The following is an 18,719-nucleotide window of genomic DNA, read 5'->3' as shown; positions in this document are numbered from 1 at the left end:
AAACGGGATGACCCGGGCAAGCCGCACAGGCGCAGGTTGGGCTGAGAGGCGCGTAGCCCAACGCCCCAGACAAAGCAAACGCGCCACTGGCGCGAAAGGCTGACGACCGTCAGTCGGCCGCTTGCTCCAGGTCAAAGAAAGTTCACACATGGGGACTAGACTGCAATTTCTTCGTCCAACGGGAGGCAGCCATGAACATCCTTATTCGTACGCTCTCCAAGCCCCAAGGGACCTGCTGGCAGGTGCGCCTGGATCAACATGCGGTGACCTTTCGCAGCGAAGCTGAAGCCCGCGCATTCGTCACCACCCTCGAAGCACGATTGCGGGCGCCGCACACCTTGCCGCTGGTTGAGCAACGGGCCGCCGGTTAACGGCAGCAGGAACACGTACCTGACGCTGAGCGGGACCGCAGCGTCAGGTCCCGCTCAGCGCGCCTGAGCGCGAGCCGTCAGTTGCGCGCAGACCAGCGCCAAGACACCACACAGACTGATCACCAGCGCCATCGGCAAGGCACTGCCATCGTGTAGTGCCGCCACCAGCGCCGCCGCCGCAGCGGACACGCCGGACTGCAAACAACCGAGCAAAGCCGAAGCACTGCCCGCATTCGCACCTTGCCCGGCCATCGCGCACGCCGAGGCGTTGGGGATGATGCAACCGAGGCTGGCGATGCAACCAAACAGTGGAATCAACAGCGGCCACAGTGCCGTCGGCCGCAACGCCGTCAGCCCGAGCAAGATCAGCGCGAAGGCCAGGTAGACCCACACCATCCGCACCAACCAATACGCCGGGCCATGGCGGCGCAACAGCCACGCATTGACCTGGGCCATGAGAATGAAGCCCGCCGCGTTGCTGCCGAACAGCCAACCGTAGTCCTCGGCAGGCACGCCATACAGCTCGATGAACACGAACGGCGAACCGGCAACGTAAGCAAACATCCCGGCCATCGCCACCCCGCCGGTCAAGGCATTGCCGAGGAACTGGCGGTTGCCGAACAGCCGCCGGTATTGGCCGAGGGCGCCGCTCAGTGGCGCGCGCGCCAAGCCGGCGGGAATGGTCTCCGGCAGCCAGAGCGCGACAGCCACCATGCTCAGCGCGCTGAATACGGTCAGGCAATAGAAAATCGACTGCCAGCCGAACGCCCCCAGCAGCACACCACCGGCGAACGGCGCCAGAATCGGCGCTAGGCCCATCACCAGCATCAGTTGCGAAAACACCTTGGCCGAGGCCAGCGGGTCGCACAGATCGCGCACCACCGCCCGCGACACCACCATCCCGGCACAGCCACCCAGCGCCTGGACGAAACGCGCAGCGATCAACCATTCCAGGCTCGGCGCCAGCGCGCAGGCCCCCGACGCCAGGGTGAACAACAGCACGCCAACCAGCAGCGGCGTGCGCCGGCCATAACGATCCGCCAGTGGCCCATAGACCAATTGGCCGATCGACATGCCGATAAAGTAGACCGCCAGCGACAGCTGCACATGCTCGACATCCGTCGCGAAAACCCGTGCCAGCGTGGGGAAACTCGGCAGATAGAAATCAATCGCCAACGGCCCGAAAGCGCTTAGCGCACCGAGGATCAAGAGCACTCTTAAATTCATCGGATATCCAATAACCGGCGCCTACAGCGAACCCGGTTCGCGGCGCGTAAGACGTTAGCCAAGCCATGCGCTTGGCCACACCCCAAAAACAAATACGCCGCCATCTTCGCAGATGGCGGCGCACGGGTGAACCTTACTCCGCGTTGACCACGGCCTCGGGCTTCTTGTCTTTGCTGAGCTTGGCCGCCGCCGACTCCACCAGCAGGTAGAACATCGGAATCAGGAAAGTCGCCAGGATGGTCGCGGCCAGCATACCGCCAATCACCCCGGTGCCGATCGAGTGGCGGCTGGCCGACCCCGCGCCGGTGCTGATGGCCAACGGCACGCAACCGAGGATGAAGGCCAGTGAAGTCATCACGATCGGCCGGAAACGCAGCTTCGCCGCCTCCAGCGCCGACTCATGGATGCCCATGCCCTGCGCCCGACAGAGCACCGCGAACTCGACGATCAGGATGGCGTTCTTCGCCGCCAGACCGATCAAGGTCACCAGCCCGACCTGGAAGTACACATCGTTCTGGATGCCGCGCAGCCAGACCGCCAGGATCGCGCCGAATACCGCGAACGGCACCGCGGTGACCACCGCCACCGGCAAGGTCCAGCGCTCGTATTGCGCAGCGAGGATCAGGAACACCATGACCAGGCCGAACACGAACGCCGTGCTGCCGGAGCCTTGGGACGCCAGCTCCTGGTAGGCCGAGCCGATCCAGCCGATGCTGTAATCCTCCCCCAGGGTCTGATCGGCCACTTCCTGCATGGCCACCAACGCCTGCCCGGAGCTGTAGCCCGGGGCCGGGCCGCCGAGCACCTTGGCCGCCGGGTAGACGTTGAAGCGCGCGTAGCTGTCGGGCCCGAGGATACGCTGCACACTGACCAGGGAGGACAGCGGCACCAGATCATCGCTGGCCGAACGCACATAGACCTGGCTGAGGTCTTCCGGCTTGCGGCGGAACTCCGACTCGGCCTGCAGGCTGACCTGCCAGGTGCGCCCGTAGAGGGTGAAGTCGTTGACATAGTAGCTGCCGAAGGTGGCCTGCATGGCGGTGAACACATCGTTGACCGCCACGCCCAAGGCCCGCGCCTTGGTGCGGTCGAGATCGATGTAGTACTGCGGCACGTCGGCGTTGAAGGTGGTATTGACCCCCGCCAGTTCGGGGCGCTTGGCCGCCTCGGCGAGGAACTTGTGCACCACCGCTTGCAACTGCTCGCTGTTACCGCCGCTACGGTCCTGGATGTAGGCCTCGAAGCCACCGGTGGTACTCATGCCGGTGATCGGCGGCGGGTTGAAGGTCATCACCACCGCGTCTTTCTGCTGCGCCCCCATGCTCATGAAATCGCGCGGCAGGTTGCGAGCGTCGAGCTCGGGCGTGGTCCGCTCGCTCCAGTCCTTCAGCGGCACGAACGAGACCCCGGCGTTGCTGCGGGTGCCGAAGGTGAGAATGTCGAAACCGGCGAAGGTCACCACATCCTGCACCGCCGGGTGCTTCATCAATTCCTCGGTGACCGCGCCGGTGACTTTCTCGGTACGGGTCAGCGAGGCCGCTGGCGGCAGGAAGTAGGCGTTGAGCACATAACCCTGATCCTCGTCCGGCACCAGCGAGGTCGGCACCCGGCCAAACAACACGACCATCAGCGCGATCATCCCGCCGAACAGCAGCAGGCCGATCACCGAGCGTTTGAGGAAGAACTGCACCCCGGCACCATAGCCGGCGGTGGCGCGATCGAACACTCGGTTGAACCAGCGGAACGGCGCCGCCGGCTCATGCTCACCGGGCTTGAGCAACAACGCGCAGAGTGCCGGCGACAAGGTCAGTGCCACCACCCCGGAGACCATCACCGAGACCGCGATGGTGATCGCGAACTGCTGGTACATCTGGCCCGCCAGCCCGCCGAGAAAACCCACCGGGATGAAGACCGCGCAGAGCACCAGCACGATGGCGATGATCGGCCCGGTCACCTCTTCCATTGCCTTGATCGCGGCTTCGCGCGGAGCGAGCTTCTCGGTGCGCATCACCCGTTCGACGTTCTCCAGCACGACGATGGCGTCGTCGACCACGATGCCGATGGCCAGCACCATGCCGAACAGGGTCAACAGGTTGATCGAGAACCCGAGCAGGTACATGCCGGCGAAGGTGCCGATCAGCGACACCGGAATCGCCAGCACCGGGATCAGCGTGGCGCGCCAGTTCTGCAGGAACACGAAGACCACCAGGACCACCAGCAGCAAGGCCTCGAAGAAGGTGTGAATCACCTCCTCGATCGAGACTTTGACGAACTTGGTGGTGTCGTAGGGAATCTTGTAGGCGATGCCTTCCGGGAAGCGCTTGGACAGGCGCGCCATGGTCGCCTCGACCGCTGCGGCGGTGTCCAGGGCGTTGGCGCCCGGCTGCAGATAAATGCCGAACGCGGCGTTCTGCTGGCCATTCAGCGAGGTCATCAACGAGTAGTCCTGAGCGCCCAACTCAACCCTGGCAACGTCCTTGAGCAACAGGCTGGCGCCGGTCGCGTCGGTGCGCAGGATGATGCTCTCGAACTCTTTCGGGTCGGTGAAACGGCCCTGGGTGGTGACCGTGTAGGTGAAGTCCTGCTCCTGCTTGAGCGGTTGACGACCAAAGCTGCCGGCGGCGAACTGCGAGTTCTGCTCCTGGATGGCGTTGACCACATCGGTCGGCGTCAGGTCGTACTGTGCGAGTTTGTCCGGCCGTAGCCAGATGCGCATGGAGTAGTCCTTGGAGCCGAACTGGCTGGCGTCGCCAACGCCCTTGAGACGCTTGAGCTCATCGATCACGTTGATCAGCGCGTAGTTGCTGATGAAGATCGGATCGCGAGAACCATCCGGCGAGTAGAGGGTGATCACCTGCAGGATGTCGGAGGATTTCTTCTCCACCTTCACCCCTTGCCGACGCACTTCCTCGGGCAGTTTCGCCAGTGCCGCCTGCACCTTGTTGTTGACGTTGATGGTCGCCTGATCCGGGTCGGTGCCGACCTGGAAATACACCGTCAGGCTCATGGCGCCACTGCTGTCGGAGTTGGACAGCTGGTAGATCATGTTTTCGACGCCGTTGATTTCCTGCTCCAGCGGCGCCGCCACGGTTTCGGCGATGACCTGGGAGCTGGCGCCCGGATAGGAGGCGCTTACCGAGACCTGCGGCGGCAGGATTTCCGGGTATTGGGAGATCGGCAGCGAGCGCATGGCCGCAAGACCGGCCAGCACGATGACGACGGAAATGACGGTGGCGAAAATCGGCCGGTCGATAAAGAAGCGCGAGATCACGATAGGCGCTCCTCAGGACTGCTTGGCAGGTTGGCTTTCGGCGGGCTTGGCGCGGCTATCGACCGCCTTGACCGGCTGATCGGGGCGCACCTTGAGCAGGCCCTCGACAATCACCCGATCACCGGCGGCAACACCGGACTCGATCACCCAGCGACCATTGGCGGTCTGCCCGGTGGCGACCTGACGAATCCGCGCTATCCCCTGGTCGTCGACCACATAAACGAAGGTGCCACGTGGCCCCTGTGCCAGCGCGCGCTCGGGCACGGTCACCGCCTCCGGCCGGCTGAGGCCTTTGATCAGCACGCGCACGAACTGGCCGGGCAACAGCTTCTGCTCGGGGTTGGGGATCACGGCACGGGCGCTGACCGTACCGGTGCCGGTATTGACGAAGCTGTCGGTGAAATCCACCCGCCCTTCGAGCGGGTAGGCGCTGCCGTCGCCAAACTGGAGCTCGGCGAACAACTTGCCGTCCGCCGGCAGCACCAGCTTGCCGCTCTGCACCCCCTCACGCAGGCGTTCGGCCTCGGTGTCCGGGTAGGCGAAGTTGACGTACAGCGGGTCGAGCTGGGTCAGTTGCGTCAGCAGGCTGCTATTCGGATCGTTCGCCGCCACCAGGCTGCCTTCGGAGCGGGTTTCCTTGCTGGTCATGCCCGAGATCGGTGCTTCCACCGTGGTGTAGTCGAGGTCGATCTGCCTGGCCTGCACCTCGGCCCTGGCCGCCTCGACATTGGCCTTGCTCTGCTCGAAGTTGGAGATCGCGTTATCCAGCTCGCTCTCACTGGCGTAGCCCTTCTTCTGCAGCTCGCGCGTGCGCTTCAGATCGCGGTCGGTCTGCCGGTAGCGCGCCTCGGCCTGGGCCAGCGCGCCCTTGGCCTGCCCAAGGGCGGCCTGGTAGGAACGCGGGTCGATGCGAAACAGAATCTGCCCCTTGGTGACCCGGCTGCCTTCATCGTAGGTCCGTTGCTGCAGGATACCGCTGACCTGCGCCCGCACCTCCACTTCCCGGTAACCAGCGGTGCGTCCGGCGTACTCCAGCACCAGCGGGAAAGGCGCGGCGGTGACCGTTTCCACCGCCACCTCCGGTGGCGGTGGCGCAGCTGCCGAGGGATCGGCCGCCACTGCGTGCTGTGCCAAAACGCTACTGAGCGCAAAAACTTTAAGGACAGAAGGAAGGTGACGAGCAAACAACATAGAGGTCTCCATGACAACCCAATCCGGACGGAAGCAGCAGGCTAGCGATGCTAATTACATACATTCATGCTTGTAAACAGAATATCGGCGTTAAACTCATTACACTCTGTCCCCAAGCAAATGTCCCCAACATCTGCTCCAAAATAAGAGCCTAGTCAGAAATACCCTAACTGCCATGCGCCGGACTAAAGAAGAAGCCGAGAAAACCCGCAGCGCCATCCTCCTGGCGGCGGAAATGCTGTTCCTGGAAAAAGGCGTGGCCCACACCACGCTCGAGCAGATCGCCCGCACTGCGGCGGTAACCCGTGGCGCGGTGTACTGGCACTTCCAGAATAAAGCCCATTTGTTTCACGAAATGCTCAATCAAGTGCGTCTGCCACCGGAGCAGATGGCCGAAGTCCTGTCCGGCTGCAACGAGCAGGATCCCCTGCAGACGCTGCGCAACCTCTGCGTCGACGCCATGCAGAACCTGGCACGCGACGAACAGCGCCGGCGCATCCTCACGATCCTGCTGCTGCGCTGCGAATTCACCGACGAGTTGCGCGAAGCCGAAGACCGCCACAAGGCCTTCATCAACCAGTTCATCGCCCTCTGCGAGGAGCTGCTGAGCCGTGCCCAGGCGCGCGGTCGCCTGCAACCGGGCATGACCCCGCGCATCGCCGCCCGCGCCCTGCATGCGCTGATCATCGGCCTGTTCAGCGACTGGCTGCGCGACCCCACGCTGTTCGACCCCTTGCAGGACGCCGCCGCGATGATCGACGCACTGTTCCGCGGCCTGACCCGCGACTGGCCTCAATCGGCCGTGGCGCTGTAGCCTTGCGCCTCGATCGCCTGCAACAGTTCGGCCGTCGCCAAGCGGCTGGTCACCCGCACTTCGCCAGCAGCGAGATCCACCTGCACCTCGGCCTGCGGATCACGCGCTTGCAATGCCTGGGTGATGGCCCGCACGCAGTGCCCGCAGGACATGCCCTGCACCTTGAACCTTTGCATACCGATACTCCCGAGTGAATGACGGGGCAAACCGTGCGTTTGCCCGTGCAAACCAAGCATCGACCTTGCCACAGAGGCAAGGTCAAGGGCCTGCCGGCATCCGCACTTGTCGATGCGCGACAACTCGACCACCCTTGCAGCAACCCTTTGCCGACCCGGAGGTGTTACATGCGCCGCTTGAACCTGAGTTTGCTGGCCGTGCTGGCACTGCCGCACGGAACCCTGGCAGAAATCCCCCAGCCCATGACGCCGCAAGCCGACGGCTATGGGGTGTTGATCATCTCCCGCGAACGCCTGGAGGTCGCCAGCCCCTGCGACATCGGCCTGTACCTGGACGATCAGCTCGCCGCCCGCCTCTACCAGGGCCAGTCCGTCTCCTTCAACCTGCCGCCGGGCCCGCTGTCGCTGCGCCTCGGCCTGGTCGGTAGCGGGGCCTGCCAACCCGGCATCACCCAGCTCAACAGCCAGTCGATCGCCCTGCAGGCCGGCGAAATCCGCAAATACCGCATCGCCCTCAACACCCAGGGTCTGTACCTGCTGCCGGCCCCGGCCAGCCGCTAACCCCGGCTGTGCGGGGCTGGCATCGCTAAAGACTTGACCTTACCCAGGTGGCAAGGTTGATCCTGTGGGTGAACGCAATGGAGATCACCCATGCCCAGCCCGACCACCTTCGACCTGCCCATCACCGGCATGACCTGCGCCAGTTGCGCCGGCCGCGTTGAACGAGCGCTGCAGAAAGTCCCCGGCGTACAGCGCGCCAGCGTCAACCTGGCCACCGAGCAGGCGCGGGTCGAAGCGGCCGATCGCGACCTGCCAGCACTGATCGAGGCGGTGGAAAGCGCCGGCTACCAGGTTCCCAGCCAACGCCTGGAACTCGCCATCGAGGGCATGACCTGCGCCAGCTGTGTCGGCCGCGTCGAACGCGCCCTGCAGAAAGTCCCCGGCGTGCGCGCGGTCACCGTCAACCTGGCCAGCGAGCGCGCCCACCTGCAGCTGCTCGACGGGCTCGACAGCACGCTGTTGCTACACGCCGTCGAAGCCGCCGGCTATCACGCCGACATACTCGCTGACGGCCACCCCACCAACACTCACGAACGGCACCTGCGTCGCGAACGCTGGGCCGTACTGCTGGCCCTGGCCCTGGCACTGCCGCTGCTCGCGCCGATGCTGCTGGAGTGGTTCGGCCTGCACTGGATGCTGCCGGCCTGGGCTCAGTTCGCCCTGGCCACGCCGGTGCAGTTCGTCCTCGGTGCGCGGTTCTACAAGGCGGCCTACAAAGCCGTGCGCGCTGGCGCCGGCAACATGGACCTGCTGGTCGCCATCGGCACCAGCGCGGCTTATGGCCTGAGCCTTTACCAGTGGTGGACGGTGCCCGCCGGCGCCATGCCGCACCTGTATTTCGAAGCCGCCGCCGTGGTGATCAGCCTGGTATTGCTCGGCAAATACCTGGAAAGCCGCGCCAAGCGCCAGACCGCCAGCGCCATCCGCGCCCTCGAAGCGCTGCGCCCGGAACAGGCCATCCGTCTGCGCGACGGCCAGGAAGAAACGGTCGCCATCGCCGCCTTGCGCCTGGACGATCAGGTCGTGGTCAAACCCGGCGAGCGCTTCCCGGTCGATGGCGAGGTGCTCGAAGGTCAGAGCCACGCCGACGAGGCGCTGATCAGCGGCGAAAGCCTGCCCGTGCCCAAGCAGCCCGGCGATCCGGTCACCGCTGGCGCCATCAACGGCGAAGGTCGGCTGCTGGTGCGTACCCGCGCCCTCGGCGCGGAAACCGTGCTGGCGCGGATCATCCGCCTGGTGGAAGACGCCCAGGCGGCCAAGGCGCCGATCCAGAAGCTGGTGGACAAGGTCAGCACGGTGTTCGTCCCGCTGGTGATCGCCATTGCCGTCGCCACCCTGCTCGGCTGGCTGTGGTCCGGCAGTTCGCTGGAAACCGCGCTGCTCAACGCCGTGGCGGTGCTGGTGATCGCCTGCCCCTGCGCCCTCGGTCTGGCCACGCCGACGGCGATCATGGCCGGCACCGGCGTGGCGGCACGCCACGGTATCCTGATCAAGGACGCCGAAGCCCTGGAAGTCGCCCATGCGGTCAGCGTCGTCGCCTTCGACAAGACCGGCACCCTGACCTCGGGCACGCCGCAAATCGTCCACCTTGCTTCTTTACCGGGTCCCCGCCTTCGCGGGGATGACGGCGACCAAGAGGATGAGCGTGATGGCGGGAGTGGCGGGAGTGGCGGGGATGAGGGTATTTTGCAGCTGGCCGGGGCGCTGCAGCGGGGCAGCGAACACTCATTGGCCAAGGCCGTGCTGAGCGCCTGCCAGGCGCGCGGCCTGGAACCGCGTAACGTCACGGCCAGCCAGGCGTTGGCCGGGCGCGGCATTGCCGGCACCGTCGAGGGGCGGCAACTGGCACTGGGCAATCGCCGGCTGTTGACGGAAAGCGGCTTGCCCGCCGATGAACTGGAAGCTTCGGCGCAGACCTGGGAAGCCGAAGGACGGACCTTGTCCTGGCTGATCGAACAGGCGCCGCAACCCAGGGTGCTGGGCCTGTTCGCCTTTGGCGACAGCCTCAAGCCCGGGGCCGCGCAAGCCATCCAACAGCTGAACGCGCGGGGCATCGGCAGCCACCTGATTACCGGCGATAATTCAGGCAGCGCGCGGGTTGTCGCCGACGCCCTGGGCATCAGCGCCGTCCATGCCCAGGTGCTGCCGGCCGAGAAATCGGCAATCATCAGCGAGTTGAAAAAAACCGCCGTGGTGGCGATGGTGGGTGACGGCATCAACGATGCGCCGGCCCTGGCGGCGGCCGATGTCGGTATCGCCATGGGCGGTGGCACCGCTGTGGCCATGCACGCCGCCGGCATCACCCTGATGCGTGGCGACCCGCGGCTGGTGCCGGCGGCGCTGGACATCAGCCGCCGCACCTACAACAAGATCCGGCAGAACCTGTTCTGGGCGTTTATCTACAACCTGGTCGGCATACCGCTGGCGGCGCTCGGTTTGCTTGACCCGATGCTCGCCGGCGCCGCCATGGCGCTGTCCAGCGTCAGCGTGGTGAGCAATGCGTTGCTGCTGAAAACCTGGACACCGCAGATCGACAGCGAACGCTCGAAAACCCCACGCGCCGACTCGCTCAACCCGGCCCGTAACTGGAGGACGACCTCGCGATGAACATCGGCCAAGCAGCCAAAACCAGCGGCCTGAGCGCCAAGATGATCCGTTACTACGAGTCCATCGGCCTGCTCAAACCGGCCAGCCGTAGCGACAGTGGTTACCGCCGCTACAACGCCCAGGACTTGCACGCTCTGGCGTTTATCAAGCGCTCACGCGACTTGGGCTTCTCCCTGGAGGAAGTCGGCAAATTGCTCGCCCTCTGGCAGGATCGCCAACGCGCCAGCGCCGATGTGAAAACCCTGGCCCGCGGTCATATCGACGAGCTGAACCGCAAGATTGCCGAACTGACGGGCCTGCGCGACACCCTGCAAGAACTGGTGGAGCACTGCCAAGGCAATCATCGTCCGGATTGCCCGATCCTCAGAGACCTGGAGTCGAATGGCGCTTGCCACTGAACAGGTGCCGCAACCGCTCGTTGGGCAATACGGTGATCGCCAGGCCGACGAACACCAGCGCGCAGGCCAGCCAACTGGCCACGCTCAGACCCTCATCGAGAAACAGCCAGCCGGCCAGCAGCCCGGAAACCGGCACCGCCAAGGCGAATGGCGTGACCACGCTGGCCGGGTAACGGCGCAACAGGAAACTCCAGATCCAGAAACCGAGGGTGGTGGCGAAAAAAGCGATATACAGCAGCGCGCCGACACCCGCCCAGGTGAAGTGGCTGAGCGCAGCCTGAATCGCCTGCGGCCCCTCGAACAGGTAGGACAACCCCAGCAACGGCAGCGGCGGAATCAAACTGACCCAGCAGATCAGCCGCAGCATGTCGGTCGCGCCGGAGCCTTTAGTGGCGATATTCGCGAAAGCCCAGGCCAGCGCTGCCGCGACCACCAGGCCGAACGCCAGCAAACTGTCGCCCAACGGCCGTTGCCAACCGATGACCAGCAACCCCAACGCGGCCAGCAGCAAGCCCGCCAGCGCCCGTATGCCCGGTCGCTCGCCCAGTAAAACGGCGGCGATCAGCACGGTGAAAAACACCTGGCTCTGCAACACCAGCGAAGACAAGCCGGCCGGCATCCCCAGGTGCATACCGACGAACAACAGGCCGAACTTGATCACCCCGAGCAACAGGCCGATCTGCACGATCCGCCACAGCGGCGCCGGCATTGGCCCCCGCAGGAACAGCAAGGGCAACGCCGCCAGGGCGAAACGCAGGGCGCAGAACAGCAGCGGTGGAAAGTCCTGCAGGCCGACCTTGATCACAACGAAATTGATACCCCAGATCAGGGTCACCAGCAGGGCAAGCAAGGCGTGGGGCAAAGACATGGCGAAAGCTCCAGAACAGCTCAGAGCACGCTAGCAGTTTGTCTTGACGCTGTACGGATACAGCTGGCGAGAAACAGCTGGTATGGCGGATTGACCGCAGGGCGTTGCGCCCTGCGGTTCACGGTCTTATTCGCGGCTTATTGCAGCCAGGGCGGCGGTGGCGGCTCTTCGGCTTTCGGCGGGCCATCCGCTTCGGCGCGGCCGGCCTGGCGACGCAGTTCATCGAGGCGCGCCGCTTCGATTTCGCGGATCACGCCATCGACATCGGCCAACTCGTCCGGCTCGTCGAACTCGCCGGTCAGCGGGCTCAACGGATGCAGCGCGCCGGCCTCGTACAAGGCCCACATCTCCTTGGCGTACTTGGTGGCTTTCAGTTCCGGGGCGTAGCGACCGAAATAGGCGGCCATGTTGCCGACATCGCGTTCGAGCATGCTGAAGGCGTGGTTGTTGCCCGCGGCATCCACCGCCTGCGGCAGGTCGATGATCACCGGGCCCTCGGCGTCGAGCAGCACGTTGAATTCGGACAAGTCGCCATGCACCAGGCCGGCGCAGAGCATCAGCACGATCTGCCGGATCAGGAAGGAGTGGTAGATGCGCGCTTCTTCCGCATCCATGACCACGTCGTTCAGCCGCGGCGCGGCTTCGCCGTAGGCATCCGCCACCAGTTCCATCAGCAGCACGCCTTCGAGGAAGTCGAACGGCTTGGGCACCCGCACACCGGCGCTGGCCAGACGGAACAGGGCCGCCACCTCGGCGTTCTGCCAATTGTCTTCCTGCTCCTTGCGGCCGTGCTTGGAGCCCTTGGCCATGGCCCGTGCATCCCGGCTGTTACGCACCTTGCGGCCTTCCTGATACTCGGCGGCCTGGCGGAAACTGCGCTTGTTCGCCTCTTTATAGACCTTGGCGACGCGCAGCTCCTTGCCGCAGCGCACCACATAGACCGCCGCTTCCTTACCGCTCATGAGCGGGCGCAGCACCTCGTCGACCAAGCCATCTTCAATCAGGGGTTCAATGCGTTTTGGAGTCTTCATCAGCTTTTATCGCGGGTCCTTTGTGGCTGGCGTCTGTCGCACCTGAGGGTTGTCACGTGCGCCATCCTCTCACAGCGCGCAGCAGTTGCCGACCATTGAACGCGAAGTGACGCGCTTATGTGTTCAACTCAGGCGGCGAGCAGGTTCTGGCGCAACGCCTCGATGGCATAACGCACTTTCGCCGGCTGCGCATCACGGCGCGGGGTCACGATGTAGATACCGAATTGCGGCGCCTGCCACTGCGGCAACACCCGCAACAAACGACCGCTGGCCAGTTCGGCACGGATTTCCGGCTCCGGTTGCAGGGAAACACCCATGCCGGCCAGGGCAAACTCGCGCGCGGCAATGATGTTGTTGCTGCTGACGCGGCTGTCGATACGTAACCGCTGCTCTGCGCCGCCGGGGCCGCGCAGGGTCAAGTGCTGCGGCTGCGCATAGGCACTCTGGCTCAACCAGTCGAGGTCGAGCAACTGCTCCGGCCGCTCGATCGCGTCGTGGCGCGCCAGGTAGGCCGGCGCGGCACAGAGCACGGTATGCCAGTCGGCGATATGCCGCGCCACCAGGCTGGAGCTTTCCTGCTTGCCGACGCGGATGGCGATGTCGATGCGCTGCTCGATCAGATCGATCTGCTCATCGTGAAAGAACAGTTGCAGGCTCAGTTGCCGGTGCGCCGCCAGCAACGGTGCCAGGGCCGCGCACAGGCGTCCACCGGCGAAGCCCACGGGGGCGGCGATGCGCAACTCGCCGACCGGCGCATCGCGCAACTCGATCATCTGCTGTTCCGCCTGCTGGGCCAGTGCCAGCACCTGCGCGCAACTGCGGTAAAAGAGTGCGCCGGCTTCGGTCAGGGTCAGCTTGCGAGTGGTGCGGTGCAGCAGACTGACCTGGGTGCTCTGCTCCAACCGGCGAATCTGCTGGCTGACCGCCGAGGGCGTCATGCCCAGCACCTCGGCGGCGGCCACCATCGAGCCCTTGTCCACCACCGTGGCAAACACGGCCATGCGTTTTAACTGTTCCATTATTAAGCTCTGCTTAATTGTTAAAGTTTTTTAGCCTATTTTTCTGGCCTTTATCTATCTGAGATTATCTGTCCACTCGAATCACCACACTCGGAGACAGTTGATGAAACTCGCATTGATCGGCGCCAGCGGCTTTGTCGGCGCCGCAGTTCTGCAAGAAGCCCTGAACCGCGGCCATCAGGTCAGCGGCCTGGTTCAACACCCGGAAAAACTGCCGCGGCATGCCAATCTGACCGCGCTCAAGGTCAATGCCTATGACCGCGCCGCCGTCGCACAAGCGGTCGCCGGACATGACGCCGTGATCAGCGCGTTCAATCCGGGCTGGGACAAGGCGGATATCCTGCCGCTGTTCATTCAAGGCAGCCAGGCCATAGTCGCCGGCCTCAAGCAAAGCGCCGTCAAGCGCCTGCTGGTGGTCGGCGGGGCCGGCAGCCTGTACGTCGCGCCGGGGCTGCAACTGATCGATACCCCGGACTTCCCGGCCGCTTACCGCGACGGTGCCGAGGGTGCGCGCCAGGCCCTGCAACAGCTGCGCGACGAACACAGCCTGGACTGGACCTTCCTCTCGCCGCCGGCACTGCTGCAACCGGGTGAACGCAGCGGGCACTACCGTCTGGGTGGCGAACAGCTGCTGATGAACGGCGAAGTGCCAGCCAGCATCAGCGTCGCCGACCTGGCCGTGGCGATTCTCGATGAGATCGAGCAACCGCAGCACCGACAACAGCGTTTTACCGTCGGTTATTGAGCCCGCCGGGCCCGTCTTTTCTCAGGAATACGCCATGTCGTTTACCAGCACCGCTTATGTACCCACCGACACTGCCGGCCGCTACATCAGCCGCCTGTGCAAGCACTTCGCCCACAAGATCCCGGTCAGCTTCGATGAACAGCAAGGGCGGATCGAATTCGCCTCCGGGCTCTGCCTGCTGCGCGCCGAAAACGACGGCCTGAGCCTGCAGGTGGAAAGCACCGCGGCCGAGCCCCTGGAACAGCTCAAACAGGTGGTCGCCAGCCATTTCGAGCGTTTCGCCTGGCAGCAGGCCCTGCAACTGGAGTGGCACGACGCGGTTTAATCCACCGCCAAGGTCTGGCGGATGAAAAGCCGCTGGCCGACCTCGTGTCATGGTGTGCGGGCGCAGCCCGAAACAAGCAAAAAAAGGCGGCACCGCCGAAACGGGCCGCCGCTCTCAACTTGAAGAGAATCACGGAGTTGCTTACATCCTGTTGCCGCGCTGAACTGCGCCAACAGGGGTTAGATCACTTTTCGATGATTGCAGTCACACCCTGACCACCCGCGGCGCAAATCGAGATCAAGCCACGGCCGTGCTCAGCCATCGACAACAGCTTGGCCAGGTTGGCGACGATGCGCCCGCCGGTGGCGGCGAACGGGTGACCGGCGGCCAGCGAGCTGCCTTTGACGTTCATCCTGCTGCGGTCGATCGAGCCCAATGGCTGCTCGAGGCCGAGCCGGGTCTTGCAGTACTCGGGGTCTTCCCAGGCCTTCAGCGTACACAGCACCTGGGCGGCGAAGGCCTCGTGGATTTCGTAGTAGTCGAAGTCCTGCAGGCTCAGCTGGTTGCGCGCCAGCAGTCGCGGCACGGCGTACACCGGCGCCATCAGCAGGCCCTCCTGGCCTTTAACGAAATCCACCGCCGCGGCTTCGCCATCGCGGAAATAGGCCAGGATCGGCAAACCGCGAGCCTTGGCCCAGTCTTCACTGGCCAACAGCACCACCGAGGCGCCATCGGTCAGCGGCGTCGAATTGGCGGCGGTCAGGGTGCCGCGCGGGCCTTGGTCGAACACCGGTTTGAGGCTCGCCAACCTCTCCAGGCTGATGTCCGGGCGCAGGTTCTGATCGCGGGTCAGGCCGAGGAACGGCGTCAGCAGGTCGTCATGCCAACCCTCGGCATAGGCGGCCGCGAGCTTCTGGTGGCTGGCGACGGCCAGTTGGTCCTGCTCATCGCGGGGGATGGCCCAGGTCTGCGCCATCTGTTCGCAATGCTCGCCCATCGACAAACCGGTGCGCGGCTCGCCATTGCGCGGGATGTGCGGGGTCAGGTGACGCGGGCGGATCTGCAGCAGAGCTTTCAGCTTGTCGCCCGTGGACTTGCTACGGTTGGCTTGCAGCAGGATCTGCCGCAACCCTTCATTGACCCCGATCGGCGCATCGGAGGTGGTGTCGACGCCGCCGGCGATGCCACTGTCGATCTGCCCGAGGGCGATCTTGTTGGCCACCAGGATCGCCGCCTCCAGGCCGGTACCGCAGGCTTGCTGGAGGTCGTAGGCCGGGGTTTGCGGCGCCAGCCGCGAGCCGAGCACGCACTCGCGGGTCAGGTTGAAGTCGCGCGAATGCTTGAGCACCGCGCCGGCCACCACCTCGCCCAACTGCTCGCCATGCAGGTTGTAGCGCTCGATCAGACCTTCCAGCGCAGCCGTCAGCATCTGCTGGTTGCTCGCCGTGGCGTACACCGTATTGGAACGGGCGAAAGGAATACGGTTGCCGCCGACAATGGCGACCCGGCGCAGCTGGGTCATGTGAGACTCCTTGGGAGATACGTGGTCACAAGACTAGCTTGCCACGCCTTCCTCGCATTGGCCGCCTTGCCAGCGAGGCGAGCGGCGCGGTCAATTGCGCAATCCACCGGGCTGCGTAGAGTGGCTCTACATTTGATTCTCCAGCTGGAGCCGACTGCCATGTCCGACCGCTATCTGAACTTCGCCAACTCCGCTATGGGCCGCCGTCTGGTCGGCGCCCTCGGGCTGCCCGCGCCGTTGCGCCTGGAGCGCTGGGTGGCCGGGCGCACACGGCCGGTCGATGGCGCCCTGCTGATCAGCGACGGCGTGCTGGCCAAAGCCGCCAGCGCTTGTCTGAACCGACTGACCGATGCCGCCTTCGCCAGCGAGGACGGCCTGTTCGGCCTGAACCGCTGGACCGCCGAGCACGGCCCGAAACTCAAAGCCCTGATCTTCGACGCCAGCGGCATCGGCAATGCCGAGCAGTTGCGCGAACTGCGCGCGTTCTTCCAGCCCGCCCTCAAGGGCCTCGGCCATTGCCCGCGCGTGGTGGTGCTCGGGCGGCCACCGGAGTCGCTGAAAGACCCGTTCGCCGCCAGCGCGCAACGTTCGCTGGAAGGTTTCACCCGCTCGCTGGGCAAGGAAATCCGTCGTGGCGGCAGCGTGCAACTGGTGTATGTCGGCAAGGGTGCCGAAGATCAGCTGGAAGGCGCCCTGCGCTTCTTGCTGTCGCCGAAAAGCGCTTACGTCTCTGGCCAGGTCATCCGTTTGGCGGCCTGTGCGGCGCAGGTGAAAGACTGGACGCGGCCGTTGGCCGGCCAAACCGCGCTGGTCACCGGCGCCAGCCGTGGCATCGGCGCCGCCATCGCGGAAACCCTCGCGCGCGACGGCGCCCAGGTATTGCTGCTGGATGTGCCGCCGGTCAAGGATGCGCTCGACGCCCTGGCCGCACGCTTGGGCGGGCGCAGCATCGCACTGGATATCTGCGCCGCGGATGCGCCGGCACAACTCATCGACGCACTGCCCGAAGGCGTGGATATCCTAGTGCACAACGCCGGCATCACCCGCGACAAGACCCTGGCGAAGATGAGCGAAACCTTCTGGGACTCGGTGATCGAGGTCAATCTGCGCGCCCCCGAGTTGCTGACCCAGGCCCTGCTGGAGGCCGGCAAGCTGCACGACAACGGCCGGGTGCTGCTGCTCGCCTCGATCAGCGGCATGGCCGGCAACATGGGCCAGAGCAACTATGCGGTCAGCAAAGCCGGGCTGATCGGTCTGGCCCAGGCCTGGGCGCCGGCACTCGGCAAGCGCGGCATCAGCATCAATGCGGTGGCGCCGGGCTTTATCGAAACGCAGATGACCGCCGCCATCCCCCTGACCATCCGCGAAGCCGGCCGGCGCATGAACTCCATGGGCCAGGGCGGCCTGCCCCAGGATGTCGCCGAAGCGGTGGCCTGGTTCGCCCAGCCGAGCTCAGGGGCCATCAGTGGGCAGACCTTGCGGGTCTGCGGGCAGAGTTTGTTGGGGGCGTAGGGCGCCGCTGGAGCGGTCGGTGGGTTACGCCGCTGCGCGGCTAACCCACCCTAGGGTTTGCCGCGTTTTCGGAACTCCACCGGGGTCTCCCCGACCCAGCGCTTGAACGCGCGGTAGAAGGTGCTCGGTTCGGAAAAACCGGTGCGCTCGACTATCACTTCGATGCGCTCATCGGTCTTGAGCAGCAGCTCCTTGGCCAGCCGACAGCGGTAGTCGGTGACCAGATCGTTGAAGCGCACGCCCGCCACCGCCAGACGCTCGCGCAGACGGCGCGGCGGCATGTTCAGGCGCCCGGCGACCTGCTCCAGGGTGGCGCCGCTCTCGACCAGCAGTTCACCGATCAATTCGCGCACCTTGCGCACCAGGTCCAGGCGCTCGACCTCCGCCAGTTGCCGGCGCGCCAGGGACTCATGCATGCGCAACAGTTCCGGGGCGGCGTGGCGGGAGATCTGGTCCAGCACAGCGGCGTCGAACAACAAGGCATAGCGCTCGGCGCCCAACTGCGCGGGGCACCCATAAACCTCGGCGTAACGCTCGGCGGGGGCACCCTCGCGGTGCATCAACTGCACGGCCTGGGGTTTGAAGTTGCCCTCGGTCAGCGCCGCGAACAGGCGGATCACCGCGCCGGCGAGCATTTCCGGAAAGTGCCGCGGCACCCCGGCAGTCATGCCGAGCACCAGGGTCGCCTGCCCGCCCTCGACGTCCAGCTTGGCGTTCAGGGTGTCGGAGAGCAGCCGCACGTAGCGCAGGGCATGGCGCAAACCATCGCCGAAGGTTTCGCTGGAGAGGAACAGATACTCCAGCAGCAAGCCATGAAATGCCGGCAGATGGCGCGCCAGGTACAGGCCGATGTGCTCCTGCGCGCACTCGTCGGCTGCGGCTTTCCAGAACAGCGCCTGGGCGCAATGGGGGAAGCGGCCGGCGGGCAAGCCACCAGGGGGTAAGCCGACACGCACCAGCACCCGATCAGGATCGGTTCCACTGGCCCGCAGGGCATCGATCACCGGGCGCATCAGCGCCACATCGTCGGTCAGATCACGCAGCATTTTTTAGGATTCTTATTGTCGTGAGGCGCGGCCATCTTATGCAGCTTTGGCCTTGCGGCTCAAGACGCGAATCAGCGCCATGAGCCGATTGGCTC

17 protein-coding genes are annotated in these 18,719 nt (G+C 65.1%); 8 read left to right on the top strand and 9 right to left on the bottom strand.

Annotated elements, in window-relative coordinates:
* Positions 1-191: 191 nt before the first annotated feature.
* Positions 192-371: a hypothetical protein gene (locus tag AC3IYG_RS03280; protein ID WP_489312295.1), complete on the top strand. Its 180-nt coding sequence runs from the start codon at positions 192-194 to the stop codon at positions 369-371.
* A gap of 54 nt (positions 372-425) precedes the next feature.
* On the opposite strand, the gene AC3IYG_RS03275 is transcribed toward AC3IYG_RS03280, so the two are convergent.
* The 3 genes from AC3IYG_RS03275 to AC3IYG_RS03265 all read right to left on the bottom strand — a co-directional run bounded on the left by AC3IYG_RS03275 (position 426) and on the right by AC3IYG_RS03265 (position 6,060).
* Positions 426-1,598 carry a multidrug effflux MFS transporter gene (locus tag AC3IYG_RS03275; RefSeq protein WP_489312294.1) on the bottom strand — a complete coding sequence of 391 codons (1,173 nt, stop codon included), beginning with the start codon at positions 1,596-1,598 and terminating at the stop codon, positions 426-428.
* Positions 1,599-1,731: 133 nt separating this feature from the next.
* Positions 1,732-4,869, bottom strand: a complete 3,138-nt coding sequence (locus tag AC3IYG_RS03270) for an efflux RND transporter permease subunit (RefSeq protein ID WP_489312293.1) — start codon at positions 4,867-4,869, stop codon at positions 1,732-1,734.
* A 12-nt stretch (positions 4,870-4,881) separates the two neighbouring features.
* A complete protein-coding gene (locus AC3IYG_RS03265) occupies positions 4,882-6,060 on the bottom strand; it encodes an efflux RND transporter periplasmic adaptor subunit (RefSeq protein ID WP_489312292.1) in 1,179 nt (392 codons plus the stop codon).
* A 175-nt stretch (positions 6,061-6,235) separates the two neighbouring features.
* On the opposite strand from AC3IYG_RS03265, the gene AC3IYG_RS03260 reads away from it, so the two are divergent.
* Positions 6,236-6,874, top strand: coding sequence for a TetR family transcriptional regulator (locus tag AC3IYG_RS03260; protein WP_489312291.1), 639 nt, complete (start codon positions 6,236-6,238; stop codon positions 6,872-6,874).
* Here AC3IYG_RS03260 and AC3IYG_RS03255 read toward each other — a convergent pair.
* Positions 6,853-7,050: a heavy-metal-associated domain-containing protein gene (locus AC3IYG_RS03255; RefSeq protein WP_489312289.1), complete on the bottom strand. Its 198-nt coding sequence runs from the start codon at positions 7,048-7,050 to the stop codon at positions 6,853-6,855. The two genes, AC3IYG_RS03260 and AC3IYG_RS03255, sit on opposite strands and share 22 nt — an antisense overlap.
* A gap of 168 nt (positions 7,051-7,218) precedes the next feature.
* Between AC3IYG_RS03255 and AC3IYG_RS03250 the strand changes: the two genes are divergently transcribed.
* The 3 genes from AC3IYG_RS03250 (at position 7,219) to cueR (ending at position 10,616) form a co-directional block, all read left to right on the top strand.
* Positions 7,219-7,611 carry a hypothetical protein gene (locus tag AC3IYG_RS03250; protein WP_489312288.1) on the top strand — a complete coding sequence of 131 codons (393 nt, stop codon included), beginning with the start codon at positions 7,219-7,221 and terminating at the stop codon, positions 7,609-7,611.
* A 90-nt stretch (positions 7,612-7,701) separates the two neighbouring features.
* Positions 7,702-10,218 carry a heavy metal translocating P-type ATPase gene (locus AC3IYG_RS03245; protein ID WP_489312287.1) on the top strand — a complete coding sequence of 839 codons (2,517 nt, stop codon included), beginning with the start codon at positions 7,702-7,704 and terminating at the stop codon, positions 10,216-10,218.
* Positions 10,215-10,616 (top strand): Cu(I)-responsive transcriptional regulator, encoded by a 402-nt coding sequence (gene cueR / locus AC3IYG_RS03240; RefSeq protein WP_489312286.1) that lies wholly within the window; start codon positions 10,215-10,217, stop codon positions 10,614-10,616. The genes AC3IYG_RS03245 and cueR overlap by 4 nt, the downstream gene beginning before the upstream one ends.
* Here cueR and AC3IYG_RS03235 read toward each other — a convergent pair.
* The 3 genes from AC3IYG_RS03235 to AC3IYG_RS03225 all read right to left on the bottom strand — a co-directional run bounded on the left by AC3IYG_RS03235 (position 10,582) and on the right by AC3IYG_RS03225 (position 13,534).
* Positions 10,582-11,484, bottom strand: coding sequence for an EamA family transporter (locus tag AC3IYG_RS03235; protein ID WP_489312285.1), 903 nt, complete (start codon positions 11,482-11,484; stop codon positions 10,582-10,584). The genes cueR and AC3IYG_RS03235 overlap by 35 nt on opposite strands.
* A gap of 137 nt (positions 11,485-11,621) precedes the next feature.
* Positions 11,622-12,515 carry a PA4780 family RIO1-like protein kinase gene (locus AC3IYG_RS03230; RefSeq protein WP_489312284.1) on the bottom strand — a complete coding sequence of 298 codons (894 nt, stop codon included), beginning with the start codon at positions 12,513-12,515 and terminating at the stop codon, positions 11,622-11,624.
* A gap of 128 nt (positions 12,516-12,643) precedes the next feature.
* Positions 12,644-13,534, bottom strand: a complete 891-nt coding sequence (locus AC3IYG_RS03225) for a LysR family transcriptional regulator (protein WP_489312283.1) — start codon at positions 13,532-13,534, stop codon at positions 12,644-12,646.
* Positions 13,535-13,637: 103 nt separating this feature from the next.
* Between AC3IYG_RS03225 and AC3IYG_RS03220 the strand changes: the two genes are divergently transcribed.
* Together AC3IYG_RS03220 and AC3IYG_RS03215 are read left to right on the top strand one after the other, a co-directional pair.
* Positions 13,638-14,279, top strand: coding sequence for an NAD(P)-dependent oxidoreductase (locus AC3IYG_RS03220; RefSeq protein ID WP_489312282.1), 642 nt, complete (start codon positions 13,638-13,640; stop codon positions 14,277-14,279).
* 34 nt (positions 14,280-14,313) lie between these two features.
* Positions 14,314-14,604 (top strand): DUF2218 domain-containing protein, encoded by a 291-nt coding sequence (locus AC3IYG_RS03215; RefSeq protein WP_489312280.1) that lies wholly within the window; start codon positions 14,314-14,316, stop codon positions 14,602-14,604.
* A 184-nt stretch (positions 14,605-14,788) separates the two neighbouring features.
* Here AC3IYG_RS03215 and AC3IYG_RS03210 read toward each other — a convergent pair whose 3' ends face one another.
* On the bottom strand, positions 14,789-16,066 hold the full coding sequence (locus tag AC3IYG_RS03210; RefSeq protein ID WP_489312279.1) for an acetyl-CoA C-acetyltransferase: 1,278 nt from the start codon (positions 16,064-16,066) through the stop codon (positions 14,789-14,791).
* Positions 16,067-16,225: 159 nt separating this feature from the next.
* Here AC3IYG_RS03210 and AC3IYG_RS03205 point away from each other — a divergent pair, with 159 nt between their 5' ends.
* A complete protein-coding gene (locus AC3IYG_RS03205; protein WP_489312278.1) occupies positions 16,226-17,578 on the top strand; it encodes a 3-oxoacyl-ACP reductase in 1,353 nt (450 codons plus the stop codon).
* A gap of 50 nt (positions 17,579-17,628) precedes the next feature.
* Here the strand turns inward: AC3IYG_RS03205 and AC3IYG_RS03200 are convergent, their stop codons facing one another.
* Positions 17,629-18,621 (bottom strand): AraC family transcriptional regulator, encoded by a 993-nt coding sequence (locus AC3IYG_RS03200; protein WP_489313830.1) that lies wholly within the window; start codon positions 18,619-18,621, stop codon positions 17,629-17,631.
* Positions 18,622-18,719 lie beyond the last annotated feature (98 nt).

It is taken from the genome of Pseudomonas sp. KH_027, assembly GCF_057838565.1.
Note: the sequence above shows the minus strand (reverse complement) of the source record. Positions and strands in the feature narration are given on the sequence as shown.

Coding starts and splice junctions, on each gene's coding strand:
- AC3IYG_RS03280 (WP_489312295.1), top strand. CDS start 192: ATGAACATCCTTATTCGTACGCTCTCCAAGCCCCAAGGGACCTGCTGG.
- AC3IYG_RS03275 (WP_489312294.1), bottom strand. CDS start 1,598: ATGAATTTAAGAGTGCTCTTGATCCTCGGTGCGCTAAGCGCTTTCGGG.
- AC3IYG_RS03265 (WP_489312292.1), bottom strand. CDS start 6,060: ATGTTGTTTGCTCGTCACCTTCCTTCTGTCCTTAAAGTTTTTGCGCTC.
- AC3IYG_RS03260 (WP_489312291.1), top strand. CDS start 6,236: ATGCGCCGGACTAAAGAAGAAGCCGAGAAAACCCGCAGCGCCATCCTC.
- AC3IYG_RS03255 (WP_489312289.1), bottom strand. CDS start 7,050: ATGCAAAGGTTCAAGGTGCAGGGCATGTCCTGCGGGCACTGCGTGCGG.
- AC3IYG_RS03250 (WP_489312288.1), top strand. CDS start 7,219: ATGCGCCGCTTGAACCTGAGTTTGCTGGCCGTGCTGGCACTGCCGCAC.
- AC3IYG_RS03245 (WP_489312287.1), top strand. CDS start 7,702: ATGCCCAGCCCGACCACCTTCGACCTGCCCATCACCGGCATGACCTGC.
- cueR (WP_489312286.1), top strand. CDS start 10,215: ATGAACATCGGCCAAGCAGCCAAAACCAGCGGCCTGAGCGCCAAGATG.
- AC3IYG_RS03235 (WP_489312285.1), bottom strand. CDS start 11,484: ATGTCTTTGCCCCACGCCTTGCTTGCCCTGCTGGTGACCCTGATCTGG.
- AC3IYG_RS03230 (WP_489312284.1), bottom strand. CDS start 12,515: ATGAAGACTCCAAAACGCATTGAACCCCTGATTGAAGATGGCTTGGTC.
- AC3IYG_RS03225 (WP_489312283.1), bottom strand. CDS start 13,534: ATGGAACAGTTAAAACGCATGGCCGTGTTTGCCACGGTGGTGGACAAG.
- AC3IYG_RS03220 (WP_489312282.1), top strand. CDS start 13,638: ATGAAACTCGCATTGATCGGCGCCAGCGGCTTTGTCGGCGCCGCAGTT.
- AC3IYG_RS03215 (WP_489312280.1), top strand. CDS start 14,314: ATGTCGTTTACCAGCACCGCTTATGTACCCACCGACACTGCCGGCCGC.
- AC3IYG_RS03210 (WP_489312279.1), bottom strand. CDS start 16,066: ATGACCCAGCTGCGCCGGGTCGCCATTGTCGGCGGCAACCGTATTCCT.
- AC3IYG_RS03205 (WP_489312278.1), top strand. CDS start 16,226: ATGTCCGACCGCTATCTGAACTTCGCCAACTCCGCTATGGGCCGCCGT.